Origin of the sequence: uncultured Tyzzerella sp., assembly GCF_963558545.1 — a bacterium.
Classification (GTDB): domain Bacteria; phylum Bacillota; class Clostridia; order Lachnospirales; family CAG-274; genus Tyzzerella.
On sequence record NZ_CAUWHO010000021.1, the window covers coordinates 14,475 to 33,796 of the forward strand.

Consider the following 19,322-nt stretch of genomic DNA (forward strand, 5'->3'; position numbering starts at 1 on the left):
AGCTCTTATTAAAAGTATACTCCTTTTATAATAATTTTTCAATAAAAATTTTATATTTTTACAATATTTTTTAAAATCAATTTTTATAAACTTTATATCTAAACTTATATGTGGATAAATATTGTATTAATCCTTAAAAGGAGATATCTTTATATAATAATTAATTCTTTTAAGGCTTATAAAAAATATATAAACAAAAAATATTACAAAAAATATATTACTATATTTAATATCTGGAAATAATAATAAATCATACACACCGTGTATAAATATAGCTATTATTAAAGAAAATATTTTCATTTTATGCTTAAAAAATTTTTCTTTAGATAAGTAATACCCCATATATACTCCAAAAATAGCGTGAGCTGGTACAGAAAAAATAGCCCTTGCTATTGCTGTATATAATCCACCTATCATAGGGTTAAAAATGTATAAAATATTTTCTATTATAGCAAATCCAAGTGATATATAAACTGCATATAAAATGCCATCAAACGGTTCGTTGTAATTATTATTTTTATATATTAAAAACATTAATATAATATACTTATATGTTTCTTCTACAAAAGATGCTACTATAAAAGATATAAAAAAAGGATAATATATAGAGTGTTGAGGTGGTGCAAAACTAGTAATATATTTTTCTGTAAAAGTTATAGGAACAGCAATAACTATACCATAAAATGTTCCTGTTAATGCTAGTTTAATGGGTTCTTTTTCATATTTATCTTTAATATATACAGTTAATAATATTATAACAATAGGAGCAATACATATATATAATAATCTTCCCATTTTTTCTCCTTAAATATAAATTTATTTAACTATATATTTCTATTTTTATAGATATTTTATACCTTATTTTTTAACTTTTTTATTATCCTTATATCATTTCCAAAAAATTTTATCATATCATATTCTCCATATAACCTAGATACAATCCTATTAGAATAATTTTTTACAATTTCATCTGGAGATAAATTAGTAGATATTATTGTAGATTTTCTTTCTAAAATACGGCTATTTATAATATCAAAAAGCTCTGTTGTAGATAAAGATGTTATAAATTCTGTCCCTAAATCATCTATTATAAATAAATCTGCTTCTTTTACAAGATTTAAAATCTCTTTGTTTATTTCTTCATTATCTTTATTAAATTTCTGATTTTCAAAAATACTAAAAAGATTAAATGCTGTAACATATAAAACTATCTTACCTTTGTCTAAAAGTTCTTTAGCTATACATCTGCATAAAAATGTTTTTCCAAGTCCAGTATTTCCATAAAAAACCATATTTTTAAACTTATCATCAAATTCTTCTACAAATAAGCTACACTTCCTAATTATAAATTTCATATTTTCATAAGGAGACATATTGTTTTCTTTATCAATTTGTTTGGAATAATAGTCTAATGAAAATTTAGAAAAATTTTCTGTTTTTATTATCTCTGCTATATTTGACATATTATAGGCTTTATTTATAAGCTTTTGTTTAAAACATTCACATTTTTTATTATTTATAAAACCTGTATCTTTACATTTATTACATATATAAACATCATCAAAATAATTTTTAGAAAATCCATTTTCTGCCATAAGACTTTCTTTTTCTTTTTTCAAACTTTCTGTTAAATTTTTTATATCTTCTATATATTTTTGCTTTTCATCTTTACCTGCATATATAATAGCCTTAGATATTTTTATAGCTGTCATATTAAGCTCATCATCTATCTCTTTTATTCTTTTACACTTTTTATAGCAAATTTCTTTTTTTAACTCAATTTTCTTTTTTGCATCATCTGTCAATTTTTCATATTCTGCTAATATATCTTTATATATAGCTTGACTAATCATTATCTTCTATCCCCTCTTTTAAAGTCATAATCTCTATTTTTCTAAGCAAATCATAATCTAATGGTTCTTGTTTATAGTTTACAAACTTATTTTTACCATAGTTATTATTTGTATTAACTTTAAATGTTTGTTCTGACCTTTTTTCCTTTTCTTCTTTTTTAGCTTTTATATAGCTTTCATATTCATTATCTAATCTTTTTATATCATCTAAAGATTTTACATTTTTGTCTTTCCAACGCTCTAATATAGATGTTGCATATTCAAAACTAGCCTTACCTGTTGTTACAATAGTTCTTATACAAGCTTCTTCTATAATAGTCATAGGCATTTTATATTCTAAAATCCATTTTTTCATAATTTCTTCTTCTTTTTTTATAGGAGCTCTGTTTAATATACCAAAAAATTTCATTATTTTTTTAAAATCGTTATTATAAACTTTTAAATATATTTCTACCTTTTCTAATGTGTCTATATTATTTTCCCACCAATCTATTGCAACTTTTTCTATATAGTTAAGATTATTTTTACCATTTTCCATACAATATGTAAATAATACTGCTAAAATTTCTAAAGGCATACCATAATTTTCATACAAAGTTATTAATATTTTTCTATCTTGATAAGTTAAAGTTTTAGCTAATTTTTTTTCTGCTAATCTAAAAAGCTGTTGTATTTCATCTGTCTGGCTATAAATAGTTATTTCTTCATCTGTATAAGTTTTATTTTGTTTACTTATTTCATTGTTATGTAGTATGCTATTTTTAAAGTCTTGATCTTTTATTTCAAAAAATTTAATTTCTATTTTATTATCTATCTGCCTATAATATATAAGATTTTCTGCCTGCCAATATTCTAATGCTTTAACTATATCTGATGCTAAAATATTTAAATCTTTAGATAGCTCATCTAAAGATAATTCCTCTCTATTTACAAACTTTTTTAATATATAAATGTATACTATAACAAAGCTAGGGTTTGATTTTATCATATATTTTTCTATAAATAAATTATATATAGGTACAAAAGAAAAATAATTATTCATAACATTACCTCTTAAAAATTATTGATAATAAATATAATAACATCTATAAATATAGTTTTCAATAATTTTATGAATAAATAATTAATAAATAGATAAATTTAATAAATAAGAAATACTTTTCATCTAAAATAAAAGGAGAATTTATATGAGTATCTTAGAAATAATTTTTATATCTATTAGCTTAGCTATGGATGCTTTTGCAGTTTCTATATCTAATGGTATGCTACTAAAAAAAATTAAAATATCATACGCACTAAAATTTGGTATATTTTTCGGTTTTTTTCAATTTATTATGCCTATAATAGGATACTATTTAACCAACTTATTAGGAGAAGAAATATTAAAATTTAATCATTTTATAGCATTTATACTATTAAATACTATTGGCTTTAAAATGATTATAAATACCTTTAAAAAAGAAAAAAATAATATTTACAATGATAAAAATATTTTATCTATAAAAAATTTGACCGTTTTAGCTATTGCCACAAGTATAGATGCTTTAGCTGTTGGAGTTAGCTTTTTTGTTATAAATTTAGATATTTTTAGACCATCTTTAATAATTGGAATAGTAGCTTTTATATTTTCTTTTATAGGAGCTTTAATTGGTAAAAAAATTGGTGGTTTGTTATCTAAAAATACCGAAAGAATTGGAGGCTTAATACTTATAATTATTGGCTTTAAAATTTTTATAGAACATTTGTAAAAAATAAAAGGATTTATGCTATATATGTAAAATAAAATAATATATAGTAAAATATTTAGGAGGTGTTTTATGACTATTAGATTAAAAAAAGAAAAGATAGAAAATCAAATATTAAGTGATTTTGCAATCAAAAGTAAAGATAGTTTAGGTCGCTTAAAGTTTGAAGAAGAATGTGACATTAGAACTTGCTTTCAAAGAGATAGAGACCGTATTATACATAGTAAGGCATTTAGAAGGCTTATGCATAAAACACAAGTTTTTATATCTCCTGAAGGCGACCATTTTAGAACAAGAATAACACACACTTTAGAGGTTGCTCAAATAGCAAGAACAATAGCTAGTGCATTATTTTTAAACGAAGATTTAACAGAGGCAATAGCATTAGGCCACGACTTAGGGCATACACCTTTTGGACATCTTGGAGAAGATGTTTTAAATGAGCTACTACAGGAAGGGTTTCATCACAACGAACAAAGTGTAAGAGTTATTCAAAAAATAGAAAAAAACGGCTTAGGACTTAATTTAACAAAAGAAGTGCTAGACGGCATATTAAATCATCGTGGGAGATGCAACCCATCTACATTAGAAGGAAAAATTGTACAAATTTCAGATAAAATAGCCTACATAAACCACGATATAGATGACGCTATAAGAGCTGGAATATTAAAACATAGCGATTTACCTAGACAATGCCTTGATGTATTAGGAGAAACACCAAAAGAAATAATAAATTTTTTAATACGTGATATAATAAAAAATAGCTCAAATAAAAATGATATTATTATGACAAAAGAAATTAAAGCTTGTATGTATACTCTTAGAAAATTTTTATTTGATAATGTATATACAACAGGTGTTTTAGCAGAAGAGAGAAAAAACTATAAATCTATGCTTGAAGAAATATATCATTACTACTATAAAAATTTTGAAAAAGTACCTCAAGAATTTGCTAATATATGCAAAACAGGAGAAACTAAAGAACGAGCTATATGTGATTATATAGCTGGTATGACAGATAGATATGCTATTAAAATTTATGAAAAAATAAATTTATAATAAAGACTTATAAAGGTAAAGGATTTTTTTAACTCTTGTCGAATAAGTATAATAAAGAATATAATATATATTATTGTAAAAAATAAATGGAGAAAGTATATTTTATGAGATATTCTGATGATGTTATAGAGGATATTAGGTTTGGTAATGATATTGTAGAAGTTATAAATGGCTATACTTCTTTAAAGCAACGTGGTAGCTCTTATGTGGGGCTATGTCCTTTTCATAAAGAAAACACACCATCTTTTTCTGTTAGTCCAGATAAACAGCTTTATCATTGTTTTGGATGTGGTGCATCTGGTACAGTTTATAATTTTATTATGGATATAGAAAACTATGACTTTTTAGATGCTATAACTTACTTAGCTAATAGAATAAATTACCCTTTGCCAGAGCCTAATGGTAGTTTTGATAACTCTTTAACAGAAAAAAAACAAATTCTATATGATATACACAAGATAGTTGCTAAAAAGTTTTATGAAAACTTATCAAACCCTCAAGCACAAATTGCTAACGATTATTTAGATAAACGTGGTATAAATAGAAATACACGTATAAAATTTGGACTTGGATATTCTCTTTTTAAAAAAGATGATATATACACCTTTTTAAAACAAAAAGGATATAATGATGAGCTTATTTTGGAAAGTGGTCTTGTTATAAAAACCAAAAACAACTTATTTTTTGATAGATTTTTTGGTAGGGTAATGTTCCCTATTATAGATGTTCAAGGTAGAATTATAGGATTTGGTGGTAGAGATTTAACATCTAGTAAAACTTCCCCTAAATATCTAAATTCTCCCGACACACTTATATTTAATAAAAGTTATAATCTATACAGTATAAATATTGCTAAAAATAATAAAAATAAAGAGCTTATCTTAGTAGAAGGTTATATGGACGTTATAGCTCTTTGTCAAGTGGGTATAAATAATGTTGTTGCATCTTTAGGTACCGCTTTTAACGAAAATCATATAAAATTATTAAAAAAGTATGCAAATAAAGTTATAACTTTATTTGATAGCGATGATGCTGGCATTAAAGCAACTCTTAGAGCTATCCCTATACTAGTAGAAAATGGTATAAATGTTAGAGTAGCTCAAGTAAAAGATGCAAAAGACCCAGATGAATATATATCCAAATTTGGAGCTAATAGCTTTACACAATTTCTAAATAATGCTAAAAGTTACATATCATTTCAAATTATCCAAAAAATGAAAGATTATAACATAAATGACCCTATACAAAAAATAGACTTTACAAAAGAAGTTTCCAAAATTATTTCTGCCCTTTCTAGCCCTGTAGAAAGAGATGTTTTTATTAATGAGGCTAGCCAAATAACTAAAATATCTAAAGACGCAATATATGAAGAAGTTAATAGTATTTTATCTCATAATAACAACACTTTTAAAGTAACTAATAAAAAGCCCAAAAAAAACATTAATAATAACAAATTAGATGAAGCAAGACAAAGCATATTATATATTTTAGCTACTAATATTAATATTTATAATATATTAAAAAACTACATCACTCCTGATGATTTTTTAGACGATGTATATATAAAACTTGCAAACTTAATTTTTGAGCTAAATGAAAAAAATCAACCTATATATCCTGCAGAAATAACTCTAAAATTTGAAAATACTGAAGAACAACAAAAAGTTTCTAAAGTATTTATGTTAAAAGTAGATTTTTCTAATAGCGATAATTTAGAAAAAGTTATAAATGACCAAATTAAAATTATAAAAAAATCATATTTTAATAAAATAATTTCAGAAAATAAAAATTTAGAAAAGGTTGAAAAAGCATTAAAAGATAATAAAACATTTGATAAATTATATATTAATATTTAATTTTGAAAGGAAGAAAAAAATTGAAAACATTAGATGAAGCTTTATTTACTAGTAAAATTAAAGAGCTTATTTCTTTAGGTAAAAAGAAAAAAGGCATCATAAAATATAAAGATATGATGAAAATTTTATCTGATATGGACCTAGACCCAGAGCATTTAGATAAAATCTATGAATATCTGGAGGCTCAAAATATAGAAGTTATTGATATAACTTTAATGGATGATAATAAAGAAGACGTTATTATGGATTCTTTAGATGATATAGATGGACTAGATTCTTTAGAAAATATTGAAAACTTTGAAAAAGATATAGACCTAACCCTTATAGATGCTAGTATAAATATAGATGACCACGTTAGAATGTATCTAAAAGAAATAGGTAAAGTTGACCTTCTTAGTCCAGATGAAGAGATGGAACTTGCTAAAAGAATGTCAGATGGAGATGAAATTGCAAAAAAACGATTAGCAGAAGCTAACCTTAGATTAGTTGTTAGTATTGCTAAAAGATACGTTGGTAGAGGTATGTTATTTTTAGACCTTATACAAGAAGGTAACTTAGGACTTATAAAGGCTGTAGAAAAATTTGATTATAAAAAAGGGTTTAAGTTTAGTACTTATGCTACTTGGTGGATAAGACAAGCTATTACAAGAGCTATTGCAGACCAAGCTAGAACAATAAGAATACCTGTTCATATGGTAGAAACTATTAATAAACTTATCCGTATATCTAGGCAACTTTTACAAGAACTTGGTAGAGAACCTTCTGATGAAGAACTTGCTAAAGAAATGGATATGCCTATAGAAAAAGTTAGAGAAATAAGAAAAATTGCTCAAGAACCTGTATCTTTAGAAACTCCTATTGGTGAGGAAGAAGATAGCCACCTTGGTGATTTTATACCAGATGAAGATGTTCCAGCACCTGCAGATGCTGCTGCATTTACATTATTAAAAGAACAGCTTATAGAAGTTTTAGACACTCTTACAGACCGTGAAGAAAAGGTTTTAAGATTAAGGTTTGGTCTTGATGATGGTAGAGCTAGAACTTTAGAAGAAGTTGGTAAAGAATTTAACGTTACTAGAGAAAGAATTAGACAAATAGAAGCAAAAGCGTTAAGAAAACTTAGACATCCTAGTAGAAGTAAAAAACTTAGAGATTATTTAGAATAGAATAAAAGACTTAGTTTATAAACTAAGTCTTTTATTCTATTCTAAATTAAGCTTTCATATAATTTAACAATATCTTCTACACAAGTATCTTTAGGGTTACCTGGTCTACAAGCATCGTCAAAAGCAGACTGAGCTAAAAATGAAATATCTTCTTTTTTAACGATTTGTTTTAAATCACTAGGTATACCAACATCAGTAGATAGTTGTCTAACGGCATCTATTGCAGCTTTTCTATATTCGTCTTGTGTCATATTTTCAACACCCTCAACACCCATAGCTTTAGCTATTTCTCTATATTTTTCACCAGTACATTCTGCATTATATTCCATAATAGTAGGTAAAATAATAGCATTAGCTACACCGTGAGGAGTGTCATAAAATGCACCCAATGGTTGTGCCATAGAATGTACTAATCCAAGTCCTACATTTGAAAATCCCATACCAGCAATGTATTGTCCAAGAGCCATTTGTTCTCTACCTTCTGCTTTATTATCACAAGCATCTCTTAAAGATTTAGCAATAATCTCAATAGCTTTAATATGGAACATATCTGTCATTTCCCAAGCAGCTTTTGTAATATATCCCTCTATGGCGTGAGTTAAAGCGTCCATACCAGTAGAAGCAGTAAGTCCTTTTGGCATACTACTCATCATATCTGGGTTATTAGAAATAATACCAAAAGCTTTAGCAGTATCAATAGATGAACCACCACCAATAGCTACTATACAATCTGCTCCAGAATTTTTAAAAGCCTCCACCCCTTCTTTAACGTTTTCAATTGTAGGGTTAGCTTTTATTTTAGAGTAAACCTCATAAGATATACTATTTTCATCTAATATATCTGTTACTTTAGATGTTACATTAAATTTAATTAAGTCTGGGTCACTACAAACAAAACATTTTTTAAAACCTTTATTTTTTACTTCATTAGCAATCTCTTTAATAGCTCTTTCCTGTGATAAGAAATTTCATTTAGAACTATTCTGTTATACATAATTTAACCTCCTAGTAATCTTTAAAAATATTTTTAAATTTATATTATAAATATTATGTAAATATTTATTAGCTATATTTTTTATATCCTGGGTGTCTACCAGTAACACCATAAAAGCTTCTAAGCTCTATTAATTTGTCTATATTTTCTTTAGCAACCTCTTCTTCTCCACCTAATAATCTAGCATTTAAGCTTATTTTAGCAAAAAGCTCTAATGTTTCCATTTTATAGTAGGCAGTTATTAAATCTGTACCTACTGCTAAAGCTCCGTGATTTTTTAATAATATAACGTCGTGGTCTGCTAAAAATGGAGCTATGGCCTCTGGTACTTCATTTGTTGAAGGTGTACAATAAGGAGTAATAGGTATAGAACCTAAAGCAACTATTGTTTCTATCATTGTATATTTATCTAAAGGCACATTAGCAACAGCAAATCCAGTAGCAGTCGGTGGATGTGCGTGAACAACAGCACCTACGTCTTCTCTTTCTATGTAGCATCTTAAATGCATTTTTATTTCAGAAGATGGTTTATAATTGCCAATAGCTTCTATAATATTTGCATCTTTATCTATTCTTACAAGTTTTTCTGGAGTTATAAAACTTTTGCTTATTCCTGTTGGAGTTGCTAAAAATGTACCGTCATCAAGCTTAACAGTAACATTACCATCATTAGCTGCTACCCACCCTAATTGCCACATTTTATGGCAAACATCACAAATTTGTTCTCTTATTTCCATATAACTTAAATTTTCCATTTTTTCCCTCCTGTAGTTATTTAACAAACTTTTGCAACTCTAATAATAAAACCACTTCCATAATTACAATTTATTGGATTAATTGTTAAAATCATCTCATTTTTGTTAATTTCAAAAGTTAGTTGTTAGTTATTATCTAGTCATTTATTTTTATAATTATATGATACTAAAATAACATTTTAAATTTTTTATAATTCTCTTGCCAAATTTCTACATCTTTTGGCTCGTATACTTTTATATTCTCAGAATTTTTAATAATTTTTCTAGCTTGTTTAATATTTTCAATTTTTCCGTTAGTTATAAGCTGTATAGATATATTTCCTAAAACAGTAGCCTCTATAGGCCCAGCATAAACAGTACACCCACAAGCATTAGCAGTCATTTGACAAAGCATATTGCTTTGCACACCACCGCCAATCATATATATACTGTCATATTTTTTACCAGTACAATCTTCTATTTCTTCTAAGGTACTTTTATATTTAAAAGCCAAACTTTCATTAATAGTTCTAACTATTTCTCCCACTGTTTTTAGCTCTGTACCAAATTTTTCTTTACAATATTTCTTTATTCTTTTAGGTATATTTCCAGAATGGATAAAAATTTCATCGTCTGGGTCTATAAAACATTTAAACCCATCTACATCACTTGCCATTTTTTCAAGTTCAGAAAAGCTATACTCATTTCCTTCTTTTTCCCATTGTCTTTTACTTTCTTGTATAAGCCAAAGACCTATTATATTTTTTAAAAATGTTGTTTTTTGCTCATAACCTATTTCATTTGTTATATTATATTTTATAGATTTTTCATTTATTATAGGATTATCAAGCTCTGTTCCCATTAAAGACCAAGTTCCACAGCTTAAAAATATAAAATCGTCTTCTTCCGTAGGTATAGCCACAACGGCACTTTGTGTATCGTGTCCTGCTATAGCTACAACATTAAATTTATGTATATCAAGTTCTTCCGCTATATCGTCTTTTATAGGAGCTAATGTAGTTCCACTAGAAACTACATTAGCAAAAATATCTTCTTTTAAGTCTAATTTTTCAATAACATCTTTTGCCCATTTTTTATTGTTTGGGTCAAAAATCTGAGTTGTAGATGCAATAGAAACCTCACTAGCCATTTTTCCAGTAAAAAAGTAATTAAACAAATCTGGCATTAACAAAATTTTGTCTATACGCTCAAATATATCAGGTCTTTGTTTTTTTAAGGCAAATAATTGGAATGCTGTGTTTATATTCATTATTTGATTTCCTGTTTTATTATAAAGTTCTTCTTTATCTATTTTTTTAAATATATCTTCTAAAATATTATCCGTTCTCTCATCTCTATAATGAACAGGGTTTTCCAATAAATTTCCAAATTTATCTAAAGCTCCAAAATCTACACCCCAAGTATCTATACCCATACTTTCTATTTTGCCATATTTTTTAGATTTAATAAGGCTTTGCTTTATTTCAAAAAATAGCCTTAAAAAATCCCAATACATAGTGTTATTAATCTTAACTGGGTCATTAGAAAAACGGTGTATTTCTTGTATTTCTATTTTATCATTTTTAAAATTACCTATAATAGCTCTACCGCTAGATGCACCAAAATCTATTGCTAAAACTTTATAATCATTAGACATAAAATCACCTACTAACTATTTGTATAATGGTCCATAATTTTGACAAGCTCTATAATCTTGGCCTTCTTTATCCATTCCAAATAAATTCCAAGCAGAAGGTCTAAATACTTTTTCTTCTGGCACATTGTGCATACTTACAGGTATTCTAAGCATAGAGCAAAGAGTAATAATATCAGCACCTATATGTCCATAGCTAATAGCACCATGGTTAGCACCCCAGTTGTTCATAACATCATAAGCCGATTTAAAAGGTCCCTCTCCTGTAATAATAGGAGCAAACCAAGTACAAGGCCAAGTATAATCAGTTCTTTTCCATATTTTATCAGAAACTTCATCTGGTAATTTAATTGTATAACCCTCTACTAATTGCATAACAGGGCCAAGTCCTTTAACAAGATTTAATCTCATCATAGTAACAGGCATTTCTGCTTCTGTTAAAAATCTAGATGAGAACCCACCACCTCTAAAGTAGCCTACATCAGCAGGGTTCCAAGTAGTAGCTTTTAATATAGCTTCTTTATCTTCCTCTGTTACATCAAACCAAGCTTTCATAATGTTGTTACCATCTTTGTCTTTAGCAAGCCCACAAGCATCTAAGCAAGATGCACCAGAATTTATTAAATGTAAAAACCCATCAGATTTTTCAGCAATTCCAGTTAGTCTATGTCCAGTAGCTTTTTCTACTGCATCAATACTCCAATATGTTCTAACATCAGAGAAAATTTGTGCTCTATTAGTTAAAAGTTTACCAAATAACATACCTATACCATTTAATACGTCATTTTCTGTTGCTAGTATGTAAGGTTCTCTTGTTCCGTTCCAATCAAAAGAAGTATTTAATAAAGCTTCTGGAAAGTCTGCGTTAGGGTAAAAATCTGTCCATTGTCTTTGTCCTTGGAAACCAGCAGCAATTGCATTATGTCCTAATTTTTCTTCCTGACAATCATCTGGTAAATTAGGGTTGCCGTTCATTAAATCTTTAATTATGCACATCATTTTAACAACAAATTCCCAGTCCTTATCTTTTTCTTCTCTAGTTTTTTGAACACTAGGGTCATTTTTGTCAAAACCTTCGGTACATTTTTCTTTAGTCCATTTTAAAGCTCTCTCATATTCATCTTTATCGTAAATACCTTCAGTCATTCTTCTAATAATTTCTACTTCGTCGACAGATTCTACTCTCATACCTAAGTATTCTTCTATAAAATTAGGGTCTATTATAGAACCACCAATACCCATACATATAGAGCCAATTTGTAAGTAAGATTTACCTCTCATAGTAGCTGCTGCAACAGCTGCTCTACCAAATCTTAAAAGTTTTTCTTTAACGTCTTCTGGTATAGAAGTATCATCTGCATCTTGTACATCGTGTCCATATATGCCAAAAGCAGGTAATCCTTTTTGTGTATGTGTAGCTAAAACAGATGCTAAATATACTGCCCCTGGTCTTTCTGTACCATTAAATCCCCATACACCTTTTATAGTTTTAGGGTTCATATCCATAGTTTCAGCACCATAGCACCAACAAGGTGTTACAGTTAAAGTAATATCTACACCTTCTTTTCTAAATTTATCTTCACAAGCAGCAGCTTCTGGTACTCTACCAATAGTTGTATCTGCAATAACAACTTTTACAGGCTCACCATTTGAGTATCTTAAATTTTCTTCAAATAATTTTGCTGCAGATTTAGCCATATTCATAGTTTGTTCTTCTAAAGAAGCTCTAACGTTTACAACACCTTGTCTACCGTCTATAGTTGGTCTAATACCAATAACTGGATAATCTCCTACTAATCTACTTTTACTCATTTCTATTACCTCCTTATTAAAAACATAATTAATAATTAATTTATATGTATATAATACCACTAATAATATACTTTTTCTTGTATTTTTATATTAAAAAAATATAATTATTTTCACTTTTATATTCAATATTTTTATGTTATAATATAAAACATACAACTTTTATATATTTTTGCATAATATTTATTATAAAAGGAGCTTATTTTTATGAATTATTTAAAATACAAAGAAAATAAAATAAGAGGTACGTTTAATTTTCCAATAGAATTTTACTTTATAACTCCAGACGATATAAGATATAATATGCACTATCACTGGCATACAGAAATAGAAATAATAAAGATAATAGAGGGTACTTTTAAAATAATGTTAAACGAACAAATGGTATCTGCACAAAAAGACGATTTTATTTTTATTTCACCAGAAATGCTTCACGGTGGTACACCAAAAAACTGTATATACGAATGTATAGTTTTAGATATGAATATGTTTATAAAAAATAATAATATTTGTACAAATTATTTAAAAGATATATTAAATAAAAAAATATCTATCCATTATGATATACATAAAAATAATGATATAAATACATACTTAAATAAAATTTTTGATTGTATGAGAAATAAACCTTTAGGATATGAATTTTTAATCCAAGGATATTTATACTTAATATTTGGAATAATAATAGGAAATAAATTATATGTAAAAAATATTAATACGTTAGATAAAAATGCAAAAAGGATAAATCAATTAAAAAATGTGTTAGAATTTATAGAGCTAGAATACTCTAGAGATATAACTTTAGAAGATTTGGCAAATAAAATAAACCTAAATCCAAAATATTTCACAAAGATATTTAGTGAAATGACAGGAAAATCTCCTATACAATACCTAAATTCCTATAGGATAGAAATAGCTTGTGGTATGCTTTTAACAACAGATTTGTCTATAACTGACATTTGTCTAAACTGTGGATTTAATGATTTAAGCTATTTTATAAAAACATTTAAAAAAGAAAAAAGCATAAGCCCAAAGAAATTTAGAAATACTATGTCTATGCCATAATTTTTATATTTATAATAAAAAATACCACAAAAAGTGGTATTTTTTATTTTTATTTATTTTACCAAAGCTATAACCTCTACCTCAACTAAAACTTGTTTAGGTAGCTCTCTAACAGCTACACAAGAACGAGCAGGGTTAGACGTAAAATATTTACAATATACCTCATTAAAATCTGCAAAGTTTTTCATATCCGATAAAAAACAAGTAGTTTTTATAGTATTTTCAAAATTTGTACCTGCTTCTTCTAAAACAGCTTTTAAATTTTGCATAACTTGTTCTGTTTGTTCTGTAACATTATCTCCCACAATATTACCTTCAGTATTTAAAGCTATTTGCCCAGATGTGTAAAGACTATTATTAACTAATACTGCTTGAGAATAAGGTCCTATTGCTTTTGGTGCTTTGTCAGAATGTATCTTTCTCATAAAGTTTACCTCCAAAAAATATTTGTTAATAGTATACATTTTTTTATTTTGCTAGTCAACATTATTTCCAATTTTTAATAACCTCTATCGCTTTTTCCAACTGTAAATCTCTACTATTATCTAAAGGGTTAGTAACTTTATAGTCTGGTTCAATACCTGTACCTTGTATACAAACTCCACTAGGTGTGTAATATTTAGCCATAGTTATTTTTACTCCACTATTGTCTGGTAAAGTATACATATTTTGTACAACACCTTTTCCATAAGTAGTTTCTCCTACTAGCTTCCCAACTCCAAAATCTTTAACAGCACCAGATAAAACTTCAGATGCAGATGCAGAATCTTTATTTACAAGTATAGTTAAAGGTTTATTGTATGCATTAGCATCAGATTTGTGATAATCCCTATTTCCATATTTATCTTCTATATATGTTATAGTTCCTTCTGGTACTAACATATCTGTTATTTTATTAACTGTTGTTAGCAATCCTCCTGGGTTATTTCTAAGGTCTATTATAAGCCCATTAGAATTTTTTAAATCATCAAAAGCAATTTTAAACTGGTCATATGTAACTCTATCAAATTGAGATATAGATATATAACCTATATTATCTTCTAAAATTTTATACTCTACTGTAGGTACATCTAAGCTTCTTCTAGTAACATCTACATCAAAAGTTTTATTTTCTTTTTCTCTAGATATAGTAAGTTTAACTTTGCTTCCTTCTTCCCCTTTAATATCAGATACTAAACTTTGATAATTTTCTAAATTAACTTCTTTATCTTTAACTTTTATTATTTTATCTCCTACTTTTAAGCCAATTTCTTGTGCTGGTGAACCTTCAAATACTTTGTTAATAAGTATCTTTTCATCTTCTGTCAAATTTACCATTATGCCAATACCAACATAATTTCCTTCGGTATCTTGTAAAAACAGATTAAGCTCTTCTTCTGACATATAATAAGAATATGGGTCTTTTAAAGAAGCTATCATTCCCTTATACATTGTTTCTTCCATAAGCTCCTTATCATATTCATTTACATAATATGTATCTACAATATCTTGTATTTGTGATATTTTTTGGTTTGTAGTCATCTCTCTTAATATAAATCTTTTATAAAGCAAGTTTGCATTAGTTATAAAGCTATTTATAACAAATAAAACTACCATACCAAAAATAACACCCATAAAAAAGCTTTTTTTATTATCATTCATATTTTCACCTCTTACTTTTGCTCTATAATAAAATGGCTTCTATATTATTTTATTAGCTAAATTTAAAATTTATTAATAGTTTAGTAATTTTTAAACTAAAGATTTAGCCCATTTATATTTTTTAACTCTAGTACTAGTTAAAAATCCTTTAATAATCTCTTCTAAATACACCATAGCATAAGTTATATATATAGGTAAATTTAAAAAATAAGCACCTAAAAATGCCATTGGTATACCAATAAGCCAAACACTAGAAAAATCTAATATAGCAGTATATTTTGTATCTCCACCACTTCTTAATATACCTACTATTGTTGTATAATTATATGTTTTAAATATTAAGCCAAACGAAACTACCATTAGAAGTTTATGTGTATATTCTTTAACCAAATCTTTTACATTAAACATATTTATAATATAAGGTGATAATATAACAAGTATAATACCCATAATACTACTTATAATTACTGTAAGTATCATACATTTTTTGGAGTACTCTTTTGCTTTTTCTATATCTCCACGTCCAAGTGTATTAGATAGTAATATGCCACAACCTCCACCAATAGCAACCCCCATAACAACAAATAAGTTTTGTATAGTACCTGTAATTTGTATAGCAGATTGTGCATCAGTACCACTAAATTTGTAAGCCATATTACAAACAGATATACCTATAGACCAAAATATTTCATTTAATATTATAGGTGTACAAACATCAAAATATGATGCAACAAAACTTTTGTTAAAGTTAAAATAATTTTTAATATTAGTTAAAATAGGTGCTTTTGTACCAAAAGTAATTAAAAGTTGTGCACTAAGCTCAACACATCTAGCACATAATGTTGCCATAGCAGCACCTTTTACACCATATCCTAATTTAAATATAAATAAATAGTTTAAAATAATATTAGTTATAAGTGCTATAAAAGTTGTTATCATAGGAAAATGTGTTTTTCTAATAGCTTTTAGTGCTGCATTTATAGCCATAATAAATGCTATAACAAAATAAGCAGGAGATATAACCTTTAAATAATTTACACCCTCTGCTATAACAGCTGGGTCTTTAGAATATAAAGACATTAAAAACTCTGGTGCAAACACAATAGCTGTAACAAATATTAAGGCATTTAAAAGGCTTAATATTATCCCAAGCCCCATAACTTTATGTATACCACTAAAATCACCTTTACCAAAATATTGTCCTACAAAAACAGATGCTCCACTGTTTACGCCAAATAATATAAGGTTAAATATAAAAAATATTTGGTTAGCAAGCCCAACAGATGTAATAGCTACCTCTCCCAACTGACCTATCATAAAATTATCTACAAGGTTTACTGAAGAGTTTAATAGTTCTTGAAATATGATTGGTATAATTAGTAAAAACAAATTTCTAAAAAATGCCTTATCAGAAAAAAAGTTTTTCATATAACCCTCCCCATTTTATAAAATTACTATTAAAAATTTTATCATTAAAATAAATAAATTGCAACTACTTAAAAAATTTTTTAAACATATTGTATTTTCTATAAACTTTTATTATAATTATTTCGTATTATTAAACATAAATTAATTTTTTAGACACTATACTTAATAAAATTAAAATACATTTTATTATATTTTTAATAAATAGAAAGGAGTATATATTTATGGAAAAAAGACTTACACTATCAAAAACAGATAAAATGATAGGTGGAGTTTGTGGTGGTATTGGTGAATATTTTAAAATAGACCCTACAATTATAAGAATACTTTTTGTACTATTTTCTTTTATTTTTATATCTGCTCCTATACCTATATACATTATATTTTGGATTATAATGCCAAGTAAAAACCCTAAAAAAACACCTTCACCAAAAAATAAAGAAGGATTTTATGATTTTAGCGAGTTTGATGAAAAATAATACTATGTTTTATATAGTATTATTTTTATTCCTAAATATAATTAAGGTATGACTTATATTTTAAATAAAAAATTATATATGAGTGTTTGTATTAATTTTTATGAATAAAAATATATAGGAATATTTGTTTTTAAATACAAAGTACTCAAAAAATTGATTATTAGTTATTGTAATATATTACATTTTTATGTTATAATTAATAGTAAATTTAATTTTTATGCAGAGTAGGAAGATGTGCGTTAAGTGATATTAAGACGGGGAGTTGCTTATTATACGAAAAGATTTTTCTTGCGATACATATTCCGCATCCCGCTGCTAACATAGTAAATCTATGTTTGTAGCATATTTTATCAACTACTTAGGAGGTAATTTATGTTTAATTTATTTAAAAATTCTTTTTTAGAATTAAAAAAGACTAAAACAATAGTTATTTGTGGTCTTTTATTAGCTATATCCTTAATGCTTAATACACAAGCATTAAAAATAGATGGTATTACTATTATTACATTTTCTTTTATAGCTAACTCTATTGCTGGATTTCTGTTTGGACCTGCTGTATCTAGTATATTAGGAGGTTTAACAGATGTATTAACACACTTAATAAATCCAAAAGGAGCATATTTTTTTGGATTTACGTTTAATGCTATTTTAGGTGGTATTTTTTATGGCTCTTTTCTTTACAGAAAAATGCACGGTAATAAAAATTTAATATTAAGAATTATTGCTTGTAAAATTCTTATAAGTGTAATTGTAAACTTAACTTTTGGTACTTATTGGTACTCTATGTTTTCTGGCAAAGGTTTTCTTGTTCTTTTACCTGCTAGGATATATAAAGAGCTTATAGTTACACCTATACATTGTATAGTTATGTACGTTCTATTAAAAGCAATAAATAAAATATACTATCAATTAAATTTAGATGATAATATAAATACAAAAAATTAATATTTTAATATATAATAAAGGGTGATTTTATGTTTTTTGAAACTCAAGTTAAAGTTAGATATCAAGAGACTGACCAAATGGGCGTAGCTCATCATTCTGTATATCCTATATGGTATGAAGAAGCCAGAACAAATTTTATAAAATCTTGTTTAAATATTTCTTACACAGATATAGAAAAAATGGGTGTATTATTTCCTTTAAGTAAACTTAGCTGTAAATATATAAAACCTGCTCTATATGAAGATGTTTTAACAATACATACATTTTTAAAAAATGTATCCCCTATAAAATTAGAATTTGAATATAAAATATATAAAAATAACGAGCTTATTAATACAGGGTATACAGAACACCCTTTTGTTAATAAATATTTTAAACTTATTAATATAAAAAAACAAAACTTAGAACTTTATAATATTATAAACTCAGCTTATAAAAATTAAATTTAATCAAAAAAGGGTGTAGATTTATTATTCTATACCCTTTTTCTTTTGCAAATTTTTTTAAAAATATATATAATTCCACATATACATACTAATAAGTTAAGTATAATAATTACTATATCTTCACTAATATTTATAAATATTAATGACTTATCCACATAGAAATAATTTTTTATATTATTATAAGTATCTATAACTAAGTTTTTATAAAAATATATATTTTATAAATTATAAAGTGTAAAACTAAAAGTTATATAAATATTTATTTTTAATATAAAATACAATATAATTATTCCTGCAACACCAAATAGTTGGTAAAATATAGCTCTTATCCTAAATTTATTATCAAAATTAAATACCTTATGGAATGTATATACAGTCAATACTAACAGTAATATTTTAGGTATTTGTAATATAAAATCTAAAATATTAATTTTTTTATTAATATTAATTA

The 19,322-nt window shown here is 26.1% G+C and carries 17 protein-coding genes, 2 pseudogenes and 1 riboswitch; of the genes and pseudogenes, 8 read left to right on the forward strand and 11 right to left on the reverse strand.

Annotated features, from left to right (window positions below):
• Positions 1-126: 126 nt before the first annotated feature.
• Genes R5Z65_RS04870 through R5Z65_RS04880 form a run of 3 tightly spaced genes read right to left on the reverse strand, consistent with a single transcriptional unit; the run spans position 127 to position 2,895 of the window.
• A complete protein-coding gene (locus tag R5Z65_RS04870) occupies positions 127-795 on the reverse strand; it encodes a PrsW family glutamic-type intramembrane protease (RefSeq protein WP_317367433.1) in 669 nt (222 codons plus the stop codon).
• Between the two features lie 56 nt (positions 796-851).
• Complete coding sequence (locus R5Z65_RS04875; protein ID WP_317367435.1) at positions 852-1,853, reverse strand: ATP-binding protein; 1,002 nt, start codon at positions 1,851-1,853, stop codon at positions 852-854.
• Positions 1,846-2,895, reverse strand: coding sequence for a DnaD domain protein (locus R5Z65_RS04880; RefSeq protein ID WP_317367436.1), 1,050 nt, complete (start codon positions 2,893-2,895; stop codon positions 1,846-1,848). Before R5Z65_RS04880 ends, R5Z65_RS04875 begins: the two co-directional genes overlap by 8 nt.
• A 145-nt stretch (positions 2,896-3,040) precedes the next feature.
• Between R5Z65_RS04880 and R5Z65_RS04885 the strand changes: the two genes are divergently transcribed.
• From R5Z65_RS04885 to rpoD, 4 genes are all read left to right on the forward strand, one after another.
• Complete coding sequence (locus R5Z65_RS04885; protein ID WP_317367437.1) at positions 3,041-3,601, forward strand: manganese efflux pump; 561 nt, start codon at positions 3,041-3,043, stop codon at positions 3,599-3,601.
• A 69-nt stretch (positions 3,602-3,670) separates the two neighbouring features.
• Positions 3,671-4,657, forward strand: coding sequence for a deoxyguanosinetriphosphate triphosphohydrolase (locus tag R5Z65_RS04890; RefSeq protein ID WP_317367439.1), 987 nt, complete (start codon positions 3,671-3,673; stop codon positions 4,655-4,657).
• A 104-nt stretch (positions 4,658-4,761) separates the two neighbouring features.
• Positions 4,762-6,513, forward strand: a complete 1,752-nt coding sequence (gene dnaG, locus R5Z65_RS04895; protein WP_317367441.1) for a DNA primase — start codon at positions 4,762-4,764, stop codon at positions 6,511-6,513.
• Between the two features lie 20 nt (positions 6,514-6,533).
• Entirely contained in the window at positions 6,534-7,679 is a 1,146-nt protein-coding gene (rpoD, locus tag R5Z65_RS04900; protein WP_317367442.1) for an RNA polymerase sigma factor RpoD, read from the forward strand.
• A gap of 41 nt (positions 7,680-7,720) precedes the next feature.
• Here the strand turns inward: rpoD and R5Z65_RS04905 are convergent.
• The 4 genes and pseudogenes from R5Z65_RS04905 to R5Z65_RS04920 all read right to left on the reverse strand — a co-directional run bounded on the left by R5Z65_RS04905 (position 7,721) and on the right by R5Z65_RS04920 (position 12,873).
• A pseudogene (locus R5Z65_RS04905) lies at positions 7,721-8,673 on the reverse strand (iron-containing alcohol dehydrogenase).
• A gap of 68 nt (positions 8,674-8,741) precedes the next feature.
• Positions 8,742-9,428 (reverse strand): class II aldolase/adducin family protein, encoded by a 687-nt coding sequence (locus R5Z65_RS04910; protein WP_317367443.1) that lies wholly within the window; start codon positions 9,426-9,428, stop codon positions 8,742-8,744.
• 166 nt (positions 9,429-9,594) lie between these two features.
• Entirely contained in the window at positions 9,595-11,064 is a 1,470-nt protein-coding gene (locus tag R5Z65_RS04915) for a rhamnulokinase family protein (RefSeq protein ID WP_317367444.1), read from the reverse strand.
• Between the two features lie 15 nt (positions 11,065-11,079).
• Positions 11,080-12,873 (reverse strand): L-fucose isomerase, encoded by a 1,794-nt coding sequence (locus tag R5Z65_RS04920; RefSeq protein WP_317367445.1) that lies wholly within the window; start codon positions 12,871-12,873, stop codon positions 11,080-11,082.
• Between the two features lie 204 nt (positions 12,874-13,077).
• Between R5Z65_RS04920 and R5Z65_RS04925 the strand changes: the two genes are divergently transcribed.
• Entirely contained in the window at positions 13,078-13,935 is an 858-nt protein-coding gene (locus R5Z65_RS04925) for a helix-turn-helix transcriptional regulator (protein WP_317367446.1), read from the forward strand.
• A gap of 53 nt (positions 13,936-13,988) precedes the next feature.
• On the opposite strand, the gene R5Z65_RS04930 is transcribed toward R5Z65_RS04925, so the two are convergent.
• The 3 genes from R5Z65_RS04930 to R5Z65_RS04940 form a co-directional block, all read right to left on the reverse strand.
• On the reverse strand, positions 13,989-14,360 hold the full coding sequence (locus R5Z65_RS04930; protein WP_317367447.1) for a RidA family protein: 372 nt from the start codon (positions 14,358-14,360) through the stop codon (positions 13,989-13,991).
• Between the two features lie 61 nt (positions 14,361-14,421).
• On the reverse strand, positions 14,422-15,576 hold the full coding sequence (locus tag R5Z65_RS04935; RefSeq protein ID WP_317367449.1) for a S41 family peptidase: 1,155 nt from the start codon (positions 15,574-15,576) through the stop codon (positions 14,422-14,424).
• Positions 15,577-15,666: 90 nt separating this feature from the next.
• Complete coding sequence (locus R5Z65_RS04940; protein WP_317367450.1) at positions 15,667-17,004, reverse strand: MATE family efflux transporter; 1,338 nt, start codon at positions 17,002-17,004, stop codon at positions 15,667-15,669.
• Between the two features lie 221 nt (positions 17,005-17,225).
• On the opposite strand from R5Z65_RS04940, the pseudogene R5Z65_RS04945 reads away from it, so the two are divergent.
• From R5Z65_RS04945 to R5Z65_RS04955, 3 genes and pseudogenes are all read left to right on the forward strand, one after another.
• Positions 17,226-17,402 (forward strand): annotated as a pseudogene (locus tag R5Z65_RS04945) (PspC domain-containing protein); the annotation flags it as partial.
• 296 nt (positions 17,403-17,698) lie between these two features.
• A riboswitch (THF riboswitch) is annotated at positions 17,699-17,797 on the forward strand.
• 55 nt (positions 17,798-17,852) lie between these two features.
• Positions 17,853-18,425, forward strand: coding sequence for a folate family ECF transporter S component (locus R5Z65_RS04950; protein ID WP_317367453.1), 573 nt, complete (start codon positions 17,853-17,855; stop codon positions 18,423-18,425).
• 29 nt (positions 18,426-18,454) lie between these two features.
• Complete coding sequence (locus tag R5Z65_RS04955; protein ID WP_317367455.1) at positions 18,455-18,868, forward strand: thioesterase family protein; 414 nt, start codon at positions 18,455-18,457, stop codon at positions 18,866-18,868.
• A 221-nt stretch (positions 18,869-19,089) separates the two neighbouring features.
• Here the strand turns inward: R5Z65_RS04955 and R5Z65_RS04960 are convergent.
• On the reverse strand, positions 19,090-19,322 hold a 233-nt coding region (locus R5Z65_RS04960), incomplete at its 5' end, for a hypothetical protein (protein WP_317367457.1).